Origin of the sequence: Pseudomonas sp. NFX15, from assembly GCF_049132105.1 — a bacterium.
Lineage (GTDB): Bacteria > Pseudomonadota > Gammaproteobacteria > Pseudomonadales > Pseudomonadaceae > Aquipseudomonas.
Genome location: NZ_JAFMPV010000018.1, coordinates 58,876 through 79,553 on the forward strand (window position 1 = coordinate 58,876; position 20,678 = coordinate 79,553).

At 61.9% G+C, this 20,678-nt stretch carries 20 protein-coding genes and 1 pseudogene; 11 read left to right on the forward strand and 10 right to left on the reverse strand.

The features are described 5' to 3' along the window. Positions 1–13: 13 nt before the first annotated feature. The 4 genes from J1D76_RS18820 to paoA form a co-directional block, all read right to left on the reverse strand. Complete coding sequence (locus tag J1D76_RS18820) at positions 14–907, reverse strand: LysR family transcriptional regulator (RefSeq protein WP_421139785.1); 894 nt, start codon at positions 905–907, stop codon at positions 14–16. 62 nt (positions 908–969) lie between these two features. Continuing rightward, positions 970–3,168, reverse strand: a complete 2,199-nt coding sequence (gene paoC / locus J1D76_RS18825; protein ID WP_421139787.1) for an aldehyde oxidoreductase molybdenum-binding subunit PaoC — start codon at positions 3,166–3,168, stop codon at positions 970–972. Further along, entirely contained in the window at positions 3,165–4,121 is a 957-nt protein-coding gene (locus J1D76_RS18830) for an FAD binding domain-containing protein (RefSeq protein ID WP_421139788.1), read from the reverse strand. Before J1D76_RS18830 ends, paoC begins: the two co-directional genes overlap by 4 nt. After that, a complete protein-coding gene (paoA, locus tag J1D76_RS18835) occupies positions 4,118–4,744 on the reverse strand; it encodes an aldehyde dehydrogenase iron-sulfur subunit PaoA (protein ID WP_421139860.1) in 627 nt (208 codons plus the stop codon). Before paoA ends, J1D76_RS18830 begins: the two co-directional genes overlap by 4 nt. Before the next feature lie 242 nt (positions 4,745–4,986). On the opposite strand from paoA, the gene J1D76_RS18840 reads away from it, so the two are divergent. Then, positions 4,987–5,709 (forward strand): GNAT family N-acetyltransferase, encoded by a 723-nt coding sequence (locus J1D76_RS18840; RefSeq protein ID WP_421139789.1) that lies wholly within the window; start codon positions 4,987–4,989, stop codon positions 5,707–5,709. A 152-nt stretch (positions 5,710–5,861) separates the two neighbouring features. Here the strand turns inward: J1D76_RS18840 and J1D76_RS18845 are convergent, their stop codons facing one another. Further along, entirely contained in the window at positions 5,862–6,302 is a 441-nt protein-coding gene (locus J1D76_RS18845; protein ID WP_421139791.1) for a hotdog fold domain-containing protein, read from the reverse strand. A 165-nt stretch (positions 6,303–6,467) separates the two neighbouring features. Between J1D76_RS18845 and J1D76_RS18850 the strand changes: the two genes are divergently transcribed. Continuing rightward, complete coding sequence (locus J1D76_RS18850) at positions 6,468–7,088, forward strand: TetR/AcrR family transcriptional regulator (RefSeq protein ID WP_421139792.1); 621 nt, start codon at positions 6,468–6,470, stop codon at positions 7,086–7,088. Between the two features lie 298 nt (positions 7,089–7,386). Here J1D76_RS18850 and J1D76_RS18855 read toward each other — a convergent pair whose 3' ends face one another. Together J1D76_RS18855 and J1D76_RS18860 are read right to left on the reverse strand one after the other, a co-directional pair. Continuing rightward, positions 7,387–8,517, reverse strand: a complete 1,131-nt coding sequence (locus J1D76_RS18855) for a P1 family peptidase (protein WP_421139793.1) — start codon at positions 8,515–8,517, stop codon at positions 7,387–7,389. A 152-nt stretch (positions 8,518–8,669) separates the two neighbouring features. Beyond that, entirely contained in the window at positions 8,670–9,773 is a 1,104-nt protein-coding gene (locus tag J1D76_RS18860; RefSeq protein WP_421139794.1) for an extracellular solute-binding protein, read from the reverse strand. A gap of 110 nt (positions 9,774–9,883) precedes the next feature. Between J1D76_RS18860 and J1D76_RS18865 the strand changes: the two genes are divergently transcribed. Beyond that, entirely contained in the window at positions 9,884–10,657 is a 774-nt protein-coding gene (locus tag J1D76_RS18865; RefSeq protein ID WP_421139795.1) for a helix-turn-helix transcriptional regulator, read from the forward strand. A 20-nt stretch (positions 10,658–10,677) separates the two neighbouring features. Here the strand turns inward: J1D76_RS18865 and J1D76_RS18870 are convergent, their stop codons facing one another. Then, complete coding sequence (locus tag J1D76_RS18870) at positions 10,678–11,619, reverse strand: class I SAM-dependent methyltransferase (RefSeq protein WP_421139797.1); 942 nt, start codon at positions 11,617–11,619, stop codon at positions 10,678–10,680. 273 nt (positions 11,620–11,892) lie between these two features. Here J1D76_RS18870 and J1D76_RS18875 point away from each other — a divergent pair, with 273 nt between their 5' ends. The 7 genes from J1D76_RS18875 (at position 11,893) to J1D76_RS18905 (ending at position 18,553) form a co-directional block, all read left to right on the forward strand. Further along, positions 11,893–12,510 (forward strand): cytochrome b/b6 domain-containing protein, encoded by a 618-nt coding sequence (locus J1D76_RS18875; RefSeq protein WP_421139799.1) that lies wholly within the window; start codon positions 11,893–11,895, stop codon positions 12,508–12,510. Further along, positions 12,507–13,292 carry a molybdopterin-dependent oxidoreductase gene (locus J1D76_RS18880; RefSeq protein ID WP_421139800.1) on the forward strand — a complete coding sequence of 262 codons (786 nt, stop codon included), beginning with the start codon at positions 12,507–12,509 and terminating at the stop codon, positions 13,290–13,292. Before J1D76_RS18875 ends, J1D76_RS18880 begins: the two co-directional genes overlap by 4 nt. A gap of 53 nt (positions 13,293–13,345) precedes the next feature. Beyond that, positions 13,346–13,639 (forward strand): pentapeptide MXKDX repeat protein, encoded by a 294-nt coding sequence (locus J1D76_RS18885; RefSeq protein WP_421139801.1) that lies wholly within the window; start codon positions 13,346–13,348, stop codon positions 13,637–13,639. Between the two features lie 433 nt (positions 13,640–14,072). Beyond that, the gene (gene fae / locus J1D76_RS18890) at positions 14,073–14,585 is read left to right on the forward strand and encodes a formaldehyde-activating enzyme (RefSeq protein WP_421139802.1); all 513 of its coding nucleotides are present in this window, start codon (positions 14,073–14,075) and stop codon (positions 14,583–14,585) included. 10 nt (positions 14,586–14,595) lie between these two features. Continuing rightward, positions 14,596–15,630 (forward strand): aldo/keto reductase, encoded by a 1,035-nt coding sequence (locus tag J1D76_RS18895; RefSeq protein ID WP_421139803.1) that lies wholly within the window; start codon positions 14,596–14,598, stop codon positions 15,628–15,630. Next, complete coding sequence (locus tag J1D76_RS18900) at positions 15,627–17,060, forward strand: NAD-dependent succinate-semialdehyde dehydrogenase (protein WP_421139805.1); 1,434 nt, start codon at positions 15,627–15,629, stop codon at positions 17,058–17,060. Before J1D76_RS18895 ends, J1D76_RS18900 begins: the two co-directional genes overlap by 4 nt. Before the next feature lie 131 nt (positions 17,061–17,191). Next, positions 17,192–18,553, forward strand: a complete 1,362-nt coding sequence (locus J1D76_RS18905; RefSeq protein ID WP_421139806.1) for an MFS transporter — start codon at positions 17,192–17,194, stop codon at positions 18,551–18,553. Between the two features lie 126 nt (positions 18,554–18,679). Here the strand turns inward: J1D76_RS18905 and J1D76_RS18910 are convergent, their stop codons facing one another. Further along, a complete protein-coding gene (locus J1D76_RS18910; protein WP_421139808.1) occupies positions 18,680–19,555 on the reverse strand; it encodes a LysR substrate-binding domain-containing protein in 876 nt (291 codons plus the stop codon). A 283-nt stretch (positions 19,556–19,838) separates the two neighbouring features. On the opposite strand from J1D76_RS18910, the gene J1D76_RS18915 reads away from it, so the two are divergent. After that, a complete protein-coding gene (locus J1D76_RS18915) occupies positions 19,839–20,246 on the forward strand; it encodes a response regulator (RefSeq protein WP_421139809.1) in 408 nt (135 codons plus the stop codon). Positions 20,247–20,279: 33 nt separating this feature from the next. On the opposite strand, the pseudogene J1D76_RS18920 reads toward J1D76_RS18915, so the two are convergent. Next, positions 20,280–20,585, reverse strand: a pseudogene (locus J1D76_RS18920) (isoprenylcysteine carboxylmethyltransferase family protein); the annotation flags it as partial. Positions 20,586–20,678: the final 93 nt, after the last annotated feature.

The following is a 20,678-nucleotide window of genomic DNA, read 5'->3' on the forward strand; positions in this document are numbered from 1 at the left end:
ACCCGTCAACCCGTCACCCCCGATACCGCATCGCTTCCAGCAACAACGCAAACGCCGGCGACGCCTGACGACGGCTCGGGTAATACAAATGAAACCCGGCAAACACCGGGCACCAGTCCTCCAGCACCCGCACCAACCGTCCGGCGGCGAGGTGCGGGGCCACCAGGTCTTCGGGCAGGTAACTCAGGCCGACCCCGTCCAGTGCAGCCGTGAGCAAGGGATAAACGCCATTGAACGTCACCTGCCCGGACACTCGCACCTTCAGGTTGTCATCGCCCTTTTTGAACTCCCAGGCATACAGCCCACCGTGCGTCGGCAAGCGCAGGTTGTTGCACGCATGGTCGGTCAGGTCGCGGGGTGTCAGCGGCGCGTTGCGCACGGCAAAGTAAGTGGGGGAGCCGACCACCGCCATGCGCATGTCCGGCCCGATGCGCGTGGCGATCATGCCTTGGGCCACGTCTTCGCCCAGGCGCACGCCGGCATCGAAGCCCTGCGCGGCAATGTCGACAAACCCGTAGTCGCAACACACCTCCACAGAGATGTCCGGGTACTTTGCCAGGAAGGGTTTGAGCACCGGCCACAGGAGAAACGCCAGCGCATGGTCCGTCGCGTTGATACGAATGCTCCCGGCCCGGGTATCGCGCAGATTGCTCAGGGCGGCCAGGCTGATTTCGATTTCTTCAAAATGCGGGCCGATGCTTTCCAGCAGGTGCTGCCCGGCTTCGGTGGGCGATACGCTGCGGGTGGTGCGCGTCAGCAGGCGCAGGCCCAGGCGCGCTTCCAGCCCTCGGATGGTATGGCTCAGCGCGGATTGGGAAACCCCCAGTTTGCCGGCCGCCTTGGTAAAGCTGCGCTCGCGGGCCACGGCGAGGAAAGCAAGCAGGTCGTTGGCGTTTTCACGCAGCATTGATGAACCTTCCTCATGGGTTTGCCCTGATTCTAGCGGCTGAGGGATTAAGAGCTAGTGGATTAGATCATCGGCGGTAACCGGTCGAGCAGTTTGTCAAGGGTGATCGGGTAGTCGCGCACACGAATCCCGGTCGCGTTGTAGACGGCATTGGCAATCGCTGCACTGACCCCGCACAAGCCCAGTTCGCCGACGCCCTTGGCTTTCATCGGCGAGGACACGGGGTCGGTTTCATCGAGGAAAATCACCTCCTGATGGGGAATGTCCGCGTTCACCGGTACTTCATAACCGGCCAGGTCGTGATTGACGAAAAAGCCCTGGCGCTTGTCGACTGCGAGTGCTTCCATCAGCGCCGCACCGACGCCCATGGTCATCGCACCGATCACCTGGCTGCGGGCCGAGACCGGGTTGAGGATGCGCCCGGCGGCGCACACCGCGAGCATGCGCCGCACGCGGGTTTCGCCGGTGGCGCTGTCGACGGCGACTTCGACGAAGTGCGCACCGAAGGTCGATTGTTGGTATTGCTTGCTCAGCCCGGCAAACTCGATGGAATCTTCGGCGACCAGCTCCCCGGCCTTGGCGGCTTCACGCAATGGCGTGCTTTTGTTGCCCACGCGTACCTGTCCATCGACGAACACCGCGTCCACGACCGGCATTTCCAGGCGCTGCGCCACCGCTTCACGCAGCTTGACGCAAGCCGCATAGACCCCCGCTGTCGAACAATTGCCACCGAACTGGCCACCGGAGCCGGACGACACCGGAAAACTCGAATCCCCCAAACGCACCACCACCTCGTCCAGCGTGACGCCGAGCATTTCCGCGGCGGTCTGGGCAATGATGGTGTAGCTGCCGGTGCCGATATCGGTCATGTCGGTTTCGACGGTGACGATGCCCTGGTCGTTGAGCCGCACCCGCGCCCCGGATTTGACCGTCAGGTTGTTGCGAAACGCCACGCCCAGGCCCATGCCGATCAGCCAGCGACCGTCGCGCCGGTTGCCCGGTTGCGGATCGCGCTGGCTCCAGCCGAAATGCTCGCCACCGGTGCGCAGGCACTTGATCAACTGGCGTTGGGAGAAGGGCCGTTGCGGGTTCACCGGATCGACCTGGGTGTCGTTGAGAATGCGAAACTCGACCGGGTCGAGATTGAGTTTGTGCGCCATTTCATCCATGGCGATTTCCAGTGCCATCATCCCCGGCGCTTCACCTGGCGCACGCATGGCGTTGCCTTCGGGCAAGTCGAGGGTCGCCAGGCGCATGGTCACCCGGCGGTTTTCCCCGGCGTACAACAGTTTGCTCGGTTGCGCCGCCAGTTCCAGCTTGCCGCCGGGCAAGTCGCCGGACCAACCTTCGTGGGCGATGGCGGTAATCTTGCCCTCGCGGGTAGTGCCGATGCGAATCCGCTGAATGGTGGCCGGGCGGTGCGTGGTGTTGTTGAAAATCATCGGCCGCGCGAGCGCGACTTTCACCGGCCTGCCGGCCTTGCGCGCACCGAGGGCAGCGAGCAGCGCATCGGTGCGCAGGAACAGTTTGCCGCCAAAACCGCCGCCGATGTACGGCGAGATCAACCGCACGTTTTGCTTGGGCACACCCAGCGTGGTCGCCAGGTCAGTCACGGACCAGTCGATCATCTGGTTTGACGTCCACAGCGTCAGGTGGTCGCCGTTCCACGACGCCATCGAGGCGAACGGCTCCATCATTGCGTGGGCCTGGTCCGGTGTGGTGTAGGTCGCGTCCAGTTGCACCGGCGCGGCGGCGAAGGCGCCTTCGAAATCGCCGTGCACGGTGTCGGGCATCTGCTCTTCGGACTCCACGCCCGATTCATGGACACTCGCCAGGTCAAATGCGCCTTCGGCGTGGGTGTACTGGATGTCGAGCCGTTGCGCAGCGGCGGTTGCCTGCTCGAACGTCTCGGCCACCACCAGCGCGACGGCCTGGTGGTAATGCTGGATGTCCGGCCCGGCGAGCAATTTGGCGGTGTTGTATTTGCCTTTGCCGAGCTTGCCGGCGTTCGCCGCGGTGACGATGGCGAGCACGCCCGGCGCGGCTTTGGCGGCCTTCAGGTCCATCGAGGCGATGCGCCCCTTGGCGATGGCTGAGCCGATCACCACGCCATAGGCCGGGTTCGTCACGGCGTCGTGGCGTTCATAGGCGTAGGGCGCCTGCCCGGTGGTTTTCAGCGGCCCTTCGATGCGCGTCGTGGCTTTGCCGACCACCTTCAGCTGGTCGATGGGATTTTGCCCGGCCGGTGTGTCGAATTTCATGCCTGCGCCCTCGCTTGTGCGATCACCGCCGCGAGCGTGCGCTCGACCAAGGTCACCTTGAATGCGTTTTCATGGGTCGGCGTGGCGCCGGCGAGCAACTGTTCGGTCAGCGCCCTGGCCCCTTGAGGCAGGGCGGACTCGGCGCTTTCGAGCCGCCATGGCTTGGGGGCGACGCCGCCCAGAGCGATATGACCACTGCCGTCCTTCTGCAGGACGGCGGCAACCGACACCAAGGCAAAGGCATAGGAGGAGCGATCGCGGACCTTCTGGTAGAGGTGCGTGCCACCCAATGGCGCCGGCAAAGTCACGGCGGTGATCATTTCGTTGGCCATCAGTGTGGTTTCCAAGTGCGGCGTGGTCCCGGGCAGGCGATGCAGGTCGGCGATGGCGATGCTGCGGGTGGAACCATCGGGCTTGATCGTTTCGATGCGGGCATCGAGGGCGCGCATCGCCACGGCCATGTCGCTAGGGTGGGTGGCGATGCAGGCGTCACTGACGCCGATGATCCCCAATTGCCGGCTGACGCCGCCGATGGCCGCGCAGCCGCTTCCGGGCTGGCGCTTGTTGCAGGCCTGGTTGGGGTCGTAGAAATACGGGCAGCGTGTGCGTTGCAGCAGGTTGCCGGCAGTGCTGGCCATGTTGCGCAATTGGCCGGACGCACCGGCGAGCAGGGCTCGAGCGAGCAAACCGTAGTGTTTGCGGATGCGTGGGTTGGCGGCCAGGTCGGTGTTTCGCACCAGGGCGCCGATGCGCAGGCCGCCCTCCTGTGACGCTTCGATCCGGTCCAGTCCGGTGTCGTTGACGTCGATCAGGTAGGCCGGTGTTTCGATTTCCAGCTTCATCAAATCGAGCAGGTTGGTGCCGCCGGCAATGAACCGCGAACCACTGACTTGCGCCGCCAGCGTGGCAGCCTCGGCGGGGGATTGGGCACGCAGGTAGGTAAACGGTCTCATGCCTTGGCTCCCGCGACTTCGTTGATCGCCTCGATGATGTTGGAGTACGCCCCGCAGCGGCAGAGGTTGCCGCTCATGCGTTCCCGTAGTTCCTGGGCGTTCAGTTGCGGGGCGTCACTGAGGCTGGGGCTGACATGGCTGGGGATGCCTTGGCGGATTTCCCCGAGCACGGCGACGGCGGAGCAAATCTGCCCCGGCGTGCAGTAGCCGCATTGATAGCCGTCGTGCTTGATGAACGCGGCCTGCATCGGGTGGAGATTGTCCGGGGTGCCCAGGCCTTCGATCGTGGTGATTTTCGAGCCCTGGTGCATCACCGCCAGCGTCAGGCAGGCATTGATGCGCTGGCCATTGGCAATCACTGTGCAGGCACCGCACTGACCGTGGTCGCAACCTTTCTTGGTGCCGGTCAGGTGCAGATGTTCGCGCAGCACATCGAGCAGGGTGGTGCGGGTGTCGAGGTCCAGATCGTGTTGCTGGTCGTTCACCCAGATCGACACTTTGGACTGGACTGGCCGCGCCGCCAGGTTGGCCGCCGAGGCCTCGGCGCAGATGAAGGGCGGCAGGATGGCCGTGGCGGCACTCACTACGCCCACAATCAGCACGCTGCGGCGGGACATGCTCATCAGATTGGGTTCGCCCATTGGTTCGATTCCTGTGGAGAGTGAGTGATGTGCCTTGCCTGGCAGCGCTGTTCAGGCCCTTATCAGTGAATGACCTGCAAGGGCGGAGGAATGTTTTTGCGTTTTTTGGCTATAGAGTTATGCATGTGGCTCATGAATAACGGATGGCGGAACATCAGCCTTCGGACCGTCGCTGCCAGGCGCGGTATGATGGCCGGCCCTCGCCCCCGGAGCCTGTCACTGCAATGCCCCTGATCAGCCACTTCAAGACCCCGTGCCCCGAGCACATCAATAGCCAGATCCTGCAGATGGTGGTCGACAACCTGACCGACATCAGTATGGTCGCGATTCCTCAGAGCAACCTGCTGTACAACCTTTATCAGTACGCCATCGGCTTCGAGGTGCACCTGTATCTGCAGGCGCTGGATGGTGAAAAGGGCGTTGCCGTGGAGCTGATCGTCGCCACCGACGAAGACGACCCGCAAAAGGTACTGGGTTTTGTGCTGTATCTGCCGGTGCAGGACGACCCAGAGGCGTGCGGGGTGGCCTACATGGCGGTGCAGGCCGAACACCGGCGCCAGGGGGTGGCCCGGCGGATGCTGCGCGAAGTGGTCGGCCGCTATCCCCATGCCGAGCTGACCTGCGCGGTGGCCAAGGTGCCGTATTTCGAGGCGATGGGCTTTCAAGTGATCGGCGTGCGCGCGACCCAGGTGTTGATGAACACGCGCGATCACGCCACCGATGGCTTGATGGCGTTGCTGGATGTAGCGTCGATCTACAGCTCGCTGGAAGTGCGGCAGATTCATACCTATCTGCTGCAAAAGCATGGCAAACGGGCCATGACCGACGCGGAAAAACAGCGCGACCGGCATCTGGACCAGTTGACGCGCAAGGCCAATGACTTTGTGCGGGGGCGGTTGGGTGACGAAGCCGTTCCGGCGAGTGGCCCTCGGTTGCGCCTGGTCTGACCGCACGCTCCCAAACACCAAAAAACCCCTGTAGGCGCTGGCTTGCCAGCGAAGGCGTCGTATCAGTCGCCATGATTGTTGGCCGACACACCGCGTTCGCTGGCAAGCCAGCTCCTACAGGGTTGAGTTGCCCGCGAGAGCTCGCTCAGCGTTTAGGCCAGCTTCACATTCATGGTAATCCGCGCCGTGAACACCTTCTTGCCCTCGGCATCGTGAATCTCCACCGGCACAATCTTGTCGCCTCCGGTGGTCCAGTCCACTGCATCACCCTTGGCTACCGCCGTCACGTCGCTCTTGGCCTTGGCCAGGTATTCGACGGTCATGCCTTTGGGTATCCAGCGCGCGCCGGCGGGAATGGAAACGTCGGTCATCATCCCGGCGGCCAGCTCGGCGGCGTTGCACATGGCAATCGCATGCACAGTCCCCAAATGATTGGTGATTTCCCGGGCGAACGGCACGTGCACGGTGGCGCAGCCTTTGCGCAAATCCTGGACCAACGGATTGATGGTGGAGAAGTAGGGTGCCACCTGGCAAGCCATTTTGCTGAACGCTTGCGGGCCTGCGCTGTTGAACATGCTGAGGAACTGACTCATTTTGATGCCTCTTGAGGATGACGGTTTGCGGAATAATATTCCGTAACGGAATAATGTTCTGTTGCGGAACAGTATTCTGTCTGTTGGAAATCTGTCAACCTAGCGCCACTTGTTCGTTGGCAATCGCCAGCCTCCACCGATGACTTTTGCGGACTGTTTTTACGCATGGAAACCACCGACCTGCTCGAACGCTGCTACCCCGGACGCCGCGCCGAACTCAAGCGCGACATCTTCAGAAAGGCCCTCGGCCTGTTCAACGAACAGGGGATCGAGGCCACCACCATCGAAATGATCCGCGCCGAATGCGATACCAGTGTCGGCGCGATCTATCACCATTTCGGCAACAAGGAAGGCCTGGTGGCGGCGCTGTTTTTTACCGCCCTTGATGATCAGGCGCGCTTGCGTGCCAGCTACCTGGCTGAGGCAAAAACCACTCAAGCAGGCGTGCATGCGCTGGTGCACAGCTATGTGGATTGGGTCGATAGCCAGCCGGAGTGGGCACGGTTTCAGTACCATGCGCGGTTTGCCGTCACCAAGGGGCCGTTCAAGGACGAACTTGCCACCCGCAACAAGGCGCGCAACAAGCAGTTGCTGGCATGGCTGGGTGCACACGGCGATGAATTGGGTAGTTTTCCAGCGGAGTTGATCCCGTCACTGATCGTCGGCCAGGCAGACAGTTACTGCCGCGCCTGGTTGTCGGGCCGGGTCAAGGGCAGCCCGAAGGCGTACCGGGACATGCTGGCGCAGGCGGCATGGCGGTCGCTGTGCACCGGCGACCCCCAATGAAAATCCTTCCCCTGTAGGAGAGCGAGCCTGCTCGCGATGGCGGCGTCACATTCAACATCAATGCTGGCTGACACACCGCCATCGCGAGCAGGCTCGCTCCTACAGTGAAATGTGTGGTTTTCGAGGTAAAAAAAGAGCCTCAAAGCTCTTGATGGGGAGGAAGTGGAGCCGTGAGGCTCAAGATGCGCATGAAGCAAGCGGTGAGCTTGGTAGGGGTTCAGATCACTCACCACCTGCGCAGCGGCTTGAGCAAACAAGCGACTGCGCAAGTCCATCGTAGAAAGACCGAGTGTTTCACTCAAGTACCACTAGTCGCGTCCCCCGGCCAGCCGGCGCGACGCAATGCCGTGAGTAACGTTTGGCTATCCAGCCCCGGCACCGCATGCCCATTGCCTTCGGCCGTTTCGGCGGCGAGCAGGGCGTTGATGATGGCTTCTTCCACCGCTTCGGTGGCGGCCAGGAACAGTTCGCTGATGTGGTCGTTGTTAACCATGCGCAAATGATCGGTGGTCGTTGCTTTCTTGCTTTCATAGGCCGCCGGCGGCACGTGATCGTTGCCGGTGGCGAAGGCGATGAAGATGTCGCCGCTGTGGTCTTCATTGCCGCCGCCGGTGCGGGCAAGGCCCAGGCTGGCGCGTTGAGCCAGGCGGGTGCACTGGTGCGGTAGCAACGGCGCATCGGTGGCCAGGCAAACCACGATCGAACCCATGCCGGGATGGGGCAGCGAAGCCTTGAGGAACGGCGAATCGACCTGCTCCATGTAGCGCCCGACCGGGTAGCCGTCCACGCGCAGTTCATGACGAATACCATGGTTGGCCTGGACAATCGCGCCCACTGTCCAGCCGCCCTGGGCGCTGTTCAAACGTCGCGATGCAGTGCCGATCCCGCCCTTGAATTCGTGGCAGATCATGCCGCTGCCACCACCGACATTGCCCTCGGTCACCGGGCCGCCCACCGCCGAGCGCACGGCCTGGGCCACGTGTTCCGGCTTCACGTGAAAGCCATTGATGTCGTTGAGCAGGCCGTCGAAGGTTTCCAGTACCACCGGCATGTTCCAGTAGAGGCGCCCATCATCTGGTTGCTGCTCGCGGTCGATCACGATCAGCGCATCGCGCACCACGCCCAGGCTGTGGGTGTTGGTGAAAGCGATGGGGCTGGTCAGCAGGCCTGCCTCGCGAATCCACTCCAGCCCCGTGGCATCGCCGTTGCCGTTGAGCACATGCACGCCGGCGAAACAGGGTTGCTGGCTGGTGGAACCGGCACGCGGTTCGATGACGGTCACACCGGTAAGGATGTCGCGGCCGTTGGCCGTGCGCCCTCGTACATCGCAGTGGCCTACGCGCACGCCGGGGACGTCGGTGATGGCATTGAGCGGGCCGGGTTGCAGTTGGCCGAACGGAATGTTCAGGTCGCGGGCACGTGGTTTCATGGGGGTTCTCATCTTCATAACGTGGCAGGAAAAGGGGTTGCTACCTGTAGGCGCGAGCCTGCTCGCGATAGCAGTGGGTCAGGCGCCATCAATGTTGAACGTGACGGCCCCATCGCGAGCAGGCTCACTCCTACAGGGGTTTGTGGTGTTGGTTATTGACCGTTTTTGACCTTGCTCCAGACCCGCGTGCGCACGCGCTCGGTCGCCGGTGGTAGGGGCTGGAGGGTGAACAGGGTGGCCATGGCCTGCGCCGAGGGATACACCGCCGGGTTGCTGCGGGTCGCTTCGGCCACCAGCGGCGTGGCGCTGCGGTTGCCGTTGGGGTAGTTGAGGTGGTCGCTGACCGGTGCGATCACTTCAGCGCGCATCAGGTAGTCGATGAAGGCCATGCCTTGTTCCGGGTGCGGGGCGTCCTTGAGCAGCACCAGGGTGTCGAACCACACCGGCGCGCCTTCCTTGGGCAAGCTGTAGGCGATCTTCACGCCGTTGCCGGCCTGCTCGGCGGTACTCTTGGCTTCGAGCATTGCTCCGGACCAGCCGACCGCCACGCAAATGTTGCCGTTGGACAGGTCGCTGATGAACTTCGACGAGTTGAAGTAGGCAATGTGCGGACGCAACTTGAGCAGCAACGCTTCGGCTTTCTTGTAGTCCTCGGGGTCGGTGCTGTTGGGCGGCAGGCCGAGGTAGTGCAGGGCGACCGGCAGCATCTCCGATGGCGAGTCGAGCATGGCCACGCCGCATTCGCCGAGCTTGGCCAGGTTCTCTTCCTTGAACACCAGGTCCCAGGAATCCACCGGCGCCTTGTCGCCCAATACTGCACGTACTTTGTCGACGTTGTAGCCGATGCCGTTGGTGCCCCAAAGGTAGGGCACGGCGTACTGGTTGCCCGGGTCGTTGTTGGCCAGTTTCACCAGCAGATCGCTGTCCATGTTCTTGAAGTCCGGCATCTGCGCCCGGGGCAGCGGTGCCAGCGCGCCGGCCTTGATCAACGTCGGCAGGCTGTAGTTGCTTGCCACCACCACGTCGTAGCCGCTGCGGCTGGTGAGCAATTTGCCTTCGAGCACTTCGGCGCTGTCGAAGGTGTCGTAGACCGGGGCGATCCCGGTATCACGCTTGAAATCTTGCAGCGTGGTCGGGCCGATGTAGTCGTACCAGTTGTACACGTGCACCGTCGGGGTTTCGACCGCAAGCGCCGACAACGACACCCCCAGGCAGGCGCCCAACCCCAGATTGAAATACAAGCGGTGACGACTCATGATGCGGCACTCCTGGCCTGTGGCGGCCGGTGGTATTCAGGAGTTTGCAGCGTATCGAGCGGGGTGGCCGTCACCCATTCCCATCATGGGTTACTCAAAAGGGGTAGTGCGTGGACGCGTTGTTCAAAGAGTTGCCGATGCACCAGGGGTTGGCGCGGATGTTCACCACGGTGGGGCGGGATAATTTCTGGCGTGCGCTGGTTGATACTCTGCGCTTGCTGGTGCCGCTGGACAACGCTCTGGTCGCGCAGATGAAGCCGGGCCATGTGCCGCGCCTGCTGATTGATTTCGATGCCAAGGGCAACAGTGACGAGCAGGAAGAACTGGCGGACTACCGCGCCGGGATGTACCTGCTCGACCCGTTCTACCAAGCGGCTTGCGCGGGCATCGCCGACGGTTTGCACAGCCTCGATTCCGTGGCCCCCGACCAGTTCCAGCACAGCGAGTACTACCTGAGTTACTTCAGTACCGTGGTCGGTGGCGATGAGCTGCAGTTCATGATCAACTTCGACGGCGCCGTGCTCGGACTGTCCCTCGGGCGCTCGCAGCGTTTCAGTCTCCAGGAGCAGGGCCGCCTGCTGTGCGTGCGTGACTGGGTGCTGGCCGCGATGCGCCGCCACTTGGAGTTACTGCCGCCGGAGGGACCGGTCGCCGAATCGCCGGCCGGTGACCTCGCGACCTTGCTCGATCGCTTCGACGCCCGCCTGACACTGCGCGAAATCGAAACTGCACGCCTGATTCTTCAGGGCTTTTCCAGCAAGGCCATCGCCCAGCAAATGGGCATTTCGCCTGAGACGGTGAAAGTGCATCGGCGCAACCTCTATCACAAGCTCAACGTCAACGGGCATGGCGAATTGTTTGCGTTGGTGTTGAGTCCGCGCTGAGTCTTTTTGTGGGAGGGTGTTCAGTCTTGTAGTTTGAACACCAACGCCTTCAACCCACACTCAACGTCCGCATCCGGGAACTCCGGTGGATTGTCCAACCGCTGCTCAAACCGCAAGCTAGGTGCCTCACGAGTCACGCCATCAATCAGGAAGTCGGCGCCAAAGGCCGGGTCGTTCATGCATGCCAGCACCGTGCCGTGTTCAGTAAGCAACTCCGGCAGTCGGCGCAGCACGCGCTGGTAATCCTTGGTCAGCAGGAAGCTGCCTTTCTGGAACGACGGCGGGTCGATGATCACCAGGTCGTAGGGCCCTTTGCCGATCACCTTGCCCCAGGACTTGAACAGGTCGTGGCCAAGGAACGTGACCTGACTCAGGTCATGGCCGTTGAGCCGGTGGTTGTCGCGGCCACGGCTCAGGGCCGGGCTCGACATGTCGAGGTTGACTACATGCGTCGCGCCGCCTTCGATGGCCGCCACCGAGAAGCCGCAGGTGTAGGCGAACAGGTTCAACACCCGCTTGTCCTCGGCATTGGCGCGGACCCAGTCGCGGCCGTAGCGCATGTCGAGGAACAGCCCGGTGTTCTGCTTGCGGCCCAGGTCCACGCGGTATTTCAGGCCACCTTCGGTGATGGTCATTTCCTCGATGACCTCGCCGAGCAGCCATTCGGTGGTGCTTTGCAGCAGGTAGCGGTGTTGCAGCAACAGCGTATGGGCGCCGGATTTTGCCCACTGCTGCGACTCGGTGATCGCCATCAGCACCTGTTTCAGGTCTTCCAGTTGCGCCGCTTCCGGCTCCTTGAACAGCGCCACCAGCACCACGCCTTGTAACCAGTCCACGGTCACTTGCTCCAGCCCCGGCCAGCAACGGCCACGACCGTGAAACAGGCGGCGGGTTTCGACGGGGGCGGCCGCCAGGGCGGTCAACAGGTGTTGGTTGAGGGTGGCGAGGGCTTCGGGGTTCATCGGGTCGGGTCGGTGGTTTGTGGGGGGCGGCATTTAACCATAATTGCGTATCTTGCGGTCCACACAAAACCTGTAGGAGCGAGCCTGCTCGCGATGGTGTGTCAGACGACACAACGGTGCCTGATACACCTTCGCGAGCAGGCTCGCTCCTACAGGGGGTGGATTGGCAGTGATCGGCGAGTTATCACGTTTTATTTAACTTTACGTGAGGATTTGGCGATCTTCCCGCTCCCATACTCGGCTCCAACGAACAACAACAAACCGGAGCCGGACATGTCGCAGTCAACGGCCACACCCAAGGCCAGCCACCCACGCTGGCTACGCCTGACCCACTGGCTCAACGCCCTGGCGGTGTTGGTGATGGTCACCAGCGGCTGGCGCATCTACAACGCCTCGCCGATTTTTGACGTCAGTTTTCCCAAGTCGATCACCCTTGGCGGCTGGCTGGGCGGCGCGCTGCAATGGCATTTCGCAGCGATGTGGTTCCTGGCGATCAACGGCCTCGTCTACCTACTGATCAACCTGTTCAGTGGCCGTCTCAAACGCCGGTTCTTCCCGGTTTCGCCTAACGGTGTGCTGCGCGACCTGTGGGCCGCCCTGCGCGGAAAACTCGGCCACGCCGACCTCAGCCATTACAACCAGGTGCAACGGGTCGCTTACCTGTTCGTGATGGTCGACATCACGCTGCTGGTGCTCTCCGGGCTGGTGTTGTGGAAGTCGGTGCAGTTCCCGTTGTTGCGTGAATTGTTGTTCGGCTACGAAGGCGCACGGCGTGTGCACTTCTTCGCCATGGCGCTGTTGGTGGCCTTCGTCGCAGTGCACCTGCTGATGGTGGCGCTGGTTCCGAAAACACTGGTCGCCATGATCGTTGGCCGCAAGGAGCAAGCATGAAAAAGCGCATTCAGATTCCGGGGCTGGACGAGGCGTCGATCCTCACCGACGCCCGCAAGATCCTCGCCCCGCAAATCGAAGACCGCTCACGCCGTTCGTTCCTGCTGCGCGGCCTGACCCTCGGCGGCGTGGCGATGTTGTCCGGTTGCAACATCACCGACAACGAAAGCGTCGACACCGCACTGTCGTCGATGTCGCGCCTCAACGACCGGGTGCAGGGTTGGCTGTTCAACCCCAACGCGATGGCGCCGACTTACCCTGAGTCGATGATCACCCGGCCGTTTCCGTTCAATGCCTTTTACGGCATCGACGAAGCGCCGACGGTCGAGGAGCAGGGCTATCGCCTGGAGGTCACCGGCCTGGTCGCCGATAAACGCAGCTGGCGCCTCGAAGAGTTGCGTGCCATGGCCCAGACCGAGCAGATCACCCGGCACATTTGCGTCGAAGGCTGGAGTGCGATTGGCCGCTGGGGCGGCGTGCGCTTCAGCGATTTCCTCAAGCGCATCGGCGCTGACACCGATGCCAAATACGTCGGTTTCAAATGCGCCGACGATTACTACACCAGCATCGACATGGCCACCGCGCTGCATGCGCAAACCCTGTTGACGCTGACCTACGACGGCGCGGTGCTGCCACGCGAGTACGGCTTCCCGATGAAGCTGCGCATGCCCACCAAGCTGGGCTACAAGAACCCCAAACACATCCAGGCGATTTTCGTCAGCAACACCTACACCGGCGGCTACTGGGAAGACCAGGGCTACAACTGGTTCGGTGGCAGCTGATGAACGCCCGAGACTTTCACCGTCCGCAAACCCACGCTCCAAGGAGTTTCATCATGAAAAAGTTGACCACCGTTGTTCTGTCCATGTGCCTGGCCGTTGGTGCTGCTTGCGTGTTCGCTGCTGACACGATGAGCAACGACAGCATGAGCAAGGATTCGATGTCCAAGGACGCCATGAAGAAAACTGACTCGATGTCCAAGGACACGATGAAGAAAGGCGATTCGATGTCCAAGGACACCATGAAGAAAGGCGACTCGATGTCCAAGGACACCATGAAGAAAGGCGACTCCATGTCCAAGGACGCCATGAGCAAAGATGCGATGAAAAAGAGCGAAATGTCGCAATAAGCCCTGTAGAAACGTGCCCTGTGGCGAGGGGGCTTGCCCCCGTTGGGTCGCGAAGCGGCCCCGGTATTTCCAGCCTTTAACTGGATGTACCGGGTTTACGACTGCTTCGCAGCCGAACGGGGGCAAGCCCCCTCGCCACACATGCCAGCTCCCACAGGTTTTTTATCGCGTTTTAAAAGGGTATGACCTGAAGTCATGCCCCCATGACTTTTAATGGTTACAGCCCCGCCAACCCCCGGTGTTAAAAAATCGCAAACCAGCTCATCAACAACAAAAAAGAGCGTTTGCAACCATGACCCATCTTCACTGCCGCGTCCTCGCAAGCATCCCGCTGCGCTCTTCGAACCCCGACTTCTGCCACGCCAGGTGCATTGCCTGCGTGCGCTGCTGACTGTCCAAAACCTCCCTCTGCGTCCTGACAAGAGTAACGACCATGAAAGAACTCGACCTGTACATCGGTGAAGGCTTCGAAGGCCCGGGCGTGAACGCCGCGCACATCAACATCCTGATCGGCCCGCGCAATGGCCCGGCAGGCCAGGCGTTCGCCAACAGTCTGGCGTCGCCCAGCCAGGGCCATTGCCCGTTCATGGTGATTGCCCAGCCGAACATTCCGGTCAAGCCGATGACCCTGTACGTGAACAAGGCCGCCATCAGCAGCGACCTGCACGGCAACGCCACCTGGGGCGCGTCCCAGGCCGGTATCGCCAAGGCCGTCCTGGAAGCGCTGCTCGACGGCACGTTGCCGCCGGAAGCCGAGGACGAGTGGGCCATCGTCACTGCCAACTGGGTCAACCCGTCCTGCGACGACCTCGACGCCGTGTACCTGAACAACTACAACGCCTGCCGCACCGCCATCCGCGCCGCCCTGACCGGCAAGCCGCAAACCGCGCAGCTCAAAGATGTGGTCAATCACATCAGCAACCCTTTCTACACTCCTAAAGCCTGAGGTTCGCGCCATGCAATACATTCGTTTGGGCAACTCCGGCCTCGAAGTCTCCCGCCTGTGCCTGGGCACCATGAACATGGGCACCCCGGACTGGAAACCGTGGATCTTCGATGAGAAGAAAAGCGAGCCGATCGTCAAGCACGCGCTGGACAACGGCGTGAACTTCATCGACCTGGCGGACTTCTATTCCGCAGGCGTTGGTGAGGAAGTGGTGGGGCGCATCGTCAAGCGTCTGGCCCGTCGTGAAGACCTGGTGATCACGACCAAGGTTGGCTACGGCACCCGCACCGGCGTCAACGCGAGTGGCCATTCGCGCAAGCACATCATGGACAGCATCGACGCCTCGCTGAAGCGCCTGGACATGGATTACGTCGACGTCTTCATGCTGCACTACTTCGACGTCAACACCCCGGTCGAAGAGACCATGAGCGCGATGAACGACATCGTGCGCTCCGGCAAGGCCCGCTACATCGGCGTGTCAACCATGCTCACCGGGCAACTGGCGAAAATCCTCATGGCCTGCGAACGCAACGGTTGGGTCAAGCCGATCAACATGCAGTTGCAACTGAACTGCGCCTATCGCGAAGAAGAGCGCGAGATGATCCCGTTCTGCCGCGACCAGGGCCTCGGTGTCTCGGTGTTCAGCCCATTGGCACGTGGCCTGTTGACCGGCGATGCGAAGTCGACCCGTAACCAGACCGACTTCTTCACCCAGCAGATGTACAGCGACGAGGCCTCGTTCGAAATCGCCCATTCAGTGCAACGCGTGGCCCGTGCCCGTGGCGTGTCCAACGCGCAGATTGCCCAGGCGTGGGTGGCCAACCATCCGGGCGTGGATTGCATGCTGGTTGGCGCCGACACCACCGAGCAGTTCGACAGCGCGTTGGCCGCCCTGGAGACCAGGCTCGATGCCGAAGAGCTGCACGAACTGGAACGCAACTACACGCCGTGCGACGTGATCAACGATTACACCGCCGGCAAGCGCATCCTGCGCTCGGCCCGTCCGGGTTCGAATCGCTTCAACCTGACTGAGGCCGTGGCATGAGCGCGTTGATCCGTCACGGCCACTTCATCGACGGCCAATGGTCCAGCGGCGGTGCCACGTACCCGGTGCTGAACCCGGCCAATGGTGAGTTGATTGCCGAGGTGCAAAAGGCCGGCGCTGAAGAAACCAACCGGGCCATCGACGCCGCCGACCGTGCCTTGCCGGCGTGGCGCAAACTCACCGCCAAGGAACGCAGCCAGCGCCTCAAGCGCTGGAGCGACTTGATGCTGAGCAACCAGAAGGACCTGGCGACGCTGCTCAGTCGCGAGCAGGGCAAGCCATTGGCTGAAGCCATGGGTGAAGTGGTCTACGCGGCGAGCTTCCTCGAGTGGTTCGCCGAGGAAGCCAAGCGCGCCTACGGCGATGTGATTCCGAGCCACAAGGCCGATGCACGGATCATCGTGGTCAAGGAAGCCATCGGCGTGGTCGCGGCGATCACCCCGTGGAACTTCCCGCTGGCCATGGTCACCCGCAAGGTCGGCCCGGCACTGGCGGCCGGTTGCACGATGATCCTCAAACCTTCGGAAGAAACCCCGCTGTCGGCCTTTGCGTTGGCGGTGCTGGCGGAACAGGCCGGGATTCCAGCCGGCGTGTTCAACGTGGTGTCCGGTGATGCCGTGGCCATCGGTGGCGCGTTGCAAGCGTCCAGCGTGGTGCGCAAGTTGTCGTTCACGGGCTCGACCCGCACCGGCAAACTGCTGATGCGCCAGGCCGCCGACACCCTGAAAAAGGTCTCGTTGGAGCTGGGCGGCAACGCGCCGTTCATTGTGTTCGACGACGCCGATCTGGATGCGGCCGTCAAAGGCGCGATGGCCTCGAAATTCCGCAACACCGGGCAGACGTGCGTGTGCGTCAACCGCTTCTTCATTCAGGACGGCGTGTACGAAGCCTTCACCGGCAAGCTCGCCGAAGCCGTGGCCGCGATGCGCGTTGGCAGTGCCCTGGAAGGCGAAACCGAGCAAGGGCCGTTGATCAATAGCGCGGCGCTGGCCAAGGTCGAGCTGCATGTGAGTGACGCCGTGGAGAAGGGCGCCAAGGTGCTTTGCGGCGGGCGTCGTCATGCCCTGGGCGGCACCTTCTACGAGCCGACGATTCTGGCCGAAGCCAGCAGCGAGATGCTGATTGCCCAGGATGAAACCTTCGGCCCGGTGGCGGCCTGCTTGCGCTTCAAGGACGAAGCCGAGGTGTTGCAGAAGGCCAACGACACGCCATTCGGCTTGTCGGCCTACTTCTACAGCCGCGACATCGGCCGCGTCTGGCGCATGGCCGAAGGCTTGGAAGCCGGCATGGTCGGGATCAACGAAGGGATCATTTCCACGGAAGTGGCGCCGTTCGGCGGTGTCAAGGAATCGGGCCTGGGTCGCGAGGGTTCGAAGTACGGTCTGGATGACTACCTGGAAATCAAATACCTGTTGATGGGTGGTTTGTAAGCCCACAACAGGCGCTTGTGGGAACTGACCCTGTGGCGAGGGGGCTTGCCCCCTCGCCACAAAAGGCTCGCGCCTACAGAAAAAAACGATCGGTTTCATTTCTCCGTCAATAACAACAATTGGAGATTTACATGTCCGTACAACCGGTAAAAATCGATGACCTGCCCATCGGCCGCTTTCACATCAAAATCGCCGGCCTGACCTTCGGCGCACACTTCACCGACGGCTATATCCTCGGCCTGATTGGTATCGCGTTCACCCTGCTGAGCCCGCAGATGCACCTCGATGCATTCTGGCAAGGCTTGATCGGCGCTTCGGCCCTGATTGGCCTGTTCCTCGGCAGCCTGTTCTTCGGCTGGATCTCCGACAAGGTCGGCCGGCAGAAAATCTTCCTGGTCAGCTTTGTGCTGATCACCCTCGCTTCGGTGATGCAGTTCTACGTTGAGTCGGCGATGGCGCTGTTCCTCTGCCGAGTGCTGATCGGCATTGGCCTGGGCGGTGATTTCAGCGTCGGCCACGCCATGCTCGCCGAGTTCGCCCCGAGAAAGCATCGCGGCGTGTTGCTCGGCTCATTCAGCGTGATCTGGACCTTCGGCTACGTCGCCGCGACCTTCGTTGGCACCGCCATGCTCAGCCTCGGCGACGACGCCTGGCGCTGGATGCTCGCTTCGTCGGCGATCCCCGCGGCACTGATTCTGATCGCCCGTATCGGTACCCCGGAATCGCCGCGCTGGCTGGTCAATCAGGGTCGCATCGCCGAGGCGCGGGCTATCGTCAAGAAGCATCTCGGCGAGCACGTCGAACTCGACGAAACCCGTTCCACCGAAACCCGTTCCGGCTACGCGGTGTTGTTTAGCCGTGAATACCGCAAGCGTACGGCGTTCAACTGCCTGTTCTTTGTGTGCATCGTCATGCCGTACTTCGCCATCTACACCTTCCTGCCGTCGATCCTGCAGAAGATGGGCCTGGCCGAAGGCTTCGGCACCGAACTGATGTTGAACATGCTGCTGATCCTCGGCGCATTGATCGGCATCTGGTGCACCATCAAGTTCACCCGACGCGGGTTCCTGATCAACTCGTTCATCATCCTCGCCGTGGCGTTGTTTTTGCTGGCGGTGTTGCCGGGCAGTGCGGCGTGGCTGATGGTGCTGGTGTTCGGCCTGTTCACCCTGGTGCTGTCGGCGGTGAGTAACCTGGTGGGTGTGTTCCCGGCCGAGAGCTTCCCGACCGAAGTGCGCGCCAGCGGGATTGGCTTGGCAACGGCGGTGAGTCGCCTGGGTTCGGCGATCAGTACCTTCCTGTTGCCGGTCAGCGTAGCGGGGATTGGCCTGAGCCCGACCATGGGCATTCTCGCGACGATCCTGGCGATTGGCGCGCTGCTGTCGTGGGCCTGGGCACCGGAGACCAAGTCGCTGACCTTGAGCCAGGCGTGCAAGGCGCAGAGTCCGGGGGAGGGTGGCACTGTGTCGGCGAAAGTCGCGGCTCCGGTCTGACCGACAACCACCGATCCAATTGTAGGAGCTGGCTTGCCAGCGAAGGCGTCAGCACATTCAACATCTGTGTTGACTGACACGCTGTCTTCGCTGGCAAGCCAGCTCCTACAAGGGGATGTGGGTGGGTCAGGGGTTGCTGACCAGGCTCAGCCACTCGGTAAACAGGCGCACCTTCGACAAGCCTTGCTTGTCGTTCGCTACATCCAGCCAATAGCCATACGGCCCGAGCACTTCCACCGGGGTAATCGGCAACAGGCTGCCATTGGCCAATTCCTTTTCGATCATCTGCCGGTCGATTACCGCCAGCCCGCCGCCCGCCAGTGCGGTGTGGATCACTTGGTCCAGGGTGCTGAATTCCAGCCCTTGCCCGGCGTCGACATCGTCCCGGCCCATGGCCGCCAGCCAGTTCTCCCAGACCTTCAGGCGCTTGCCATCGTGCAGGATGTGCAGCAATGGAAATTGACGCAGGTCCGGTGGCTCGCCGTCGCTGAACAGTTCCGGGCTGGCCACGGCGATGTGCCGTTCCATCACCAGCAAGCGGCTGTTGCAATGGCTGGCGGCTTCGAGGCCGAAGCGGATGTGGCAGTCGATTTCTGCGAGGCTTTCGTGGCCCAGCGAGTTGGTCACGCTCAGGCTGATGTCGGGATAGCGTTGCACGAACGCGCGCAGGTGCGCCGACAGCCAACGCGTGGCCCAGGTCGGTGGCGCCACGATGCGCAAGCGCTGGCGCAGATTGGGCACGCGCACCGCTTGCAGAGCGCGTTCAATGTGGTCGAAGGCCTCGGCCAGGTGCGGCGAGAGGGCGGCGCCGCTTTCGGTCAGTGACAGGCCCTGGGGCGTGCGAATGAACAGCGCCACGCCCAGATAATCTTCAAGTTGTTTGATCTGCCGGCTGACGGCGCCCTGGGTCACGTTCAACCCCAGGGCGGCCTGGCTGAAACTGCGATGCCGCGCGACTTCTTCGAAAACGCGCAGCATGTTGAGCGAGGGCAGTTGACGCATGAAAGAAGGGCTCCGCACCGGCCGCCGGTGGTGCGCGGGGCAAGGTGTATGGACGAGATTTGCGAAGGCCCTATCTGACTATTAGTGATGAATCGATGCAAGTGTTGTTTGGGCGGACGTCTTCGCGGGCAAGCCCGCTCCTACAGGTTGACGGAGCGCCACTGATTCCCGATCGTTCATCTGGCTGTATCAAAAATGAATTTCCGCCGAGTCCGCTGCTCATACCTGTAGGTAGCGGATTAGAGACCGCGAAATCATTGAGGAATCAGGGAGTGGCACGGTCATGAGTCATATACCGACGGCGGGCGGATATCTTCCTGGTGGATTGATTCTGGTGGTAGAGGACGATCCGCTGATCCTGGAGTTTCTCTGCGAAATTCTCCAGGAAGAAGGTTTTGTGGTCGAGCCGCAAATCAGTGCCGATGCGGCCGTGATCTATCTGGAACAGCATGCGCCGCAGGTCGGCATGCTGCTGACGGACATCACCATGCCCGGCACGCTTAATGGCGCAGACCTGGCCAATCAGTTCGGCGACCGCTGGCCGGACAAGCCGATCATGATCATGTCCGGTTTCGAAACCCCGGCCAGTTCCGGCGTACGCCACGCCGTTTCATTCATCAAGAAACCCTGGGCCATTGGCTCATTGCTTGATTGCGTCGATGGCGCCTTCAAGTCCAAGCGACTCAACTGACTCGCCCGCAGGACCATCATCCCCAGGTAGCCCACCTTCGCCGCCGAACGTCCATACATCGATGCGGTCGGTGTTGGCCGGCAAAAAACCGCTCAGCAAGCCGATCACCCCGAAGATCGGGAGCACCCAACGATTGGCCCGGTCCTCACGCTCGCCCGAGTTCAAGTTGACTTCGGTAAACAGCGAAGCGACCGCCATGACCAATGTCGCAAGCGCCACGACCACCAGCGCACCATGGCTGAAGTAAGCCGCAAAACCACCCAGCCCCCAGATCGCCAGCGCGAGGTAGGCGAGGGTGGAGACAACCGCAAAAAACGCCAGTGTGGGTGAGATGTTCATAGCGACTCCTCAGAATTAGTAGCCTCGACATTCATTGTAGGAGCTGGCTTGCCAGCGAAAGCGTTTCTCAGTTCGTAAGCGCCACTTATTCGC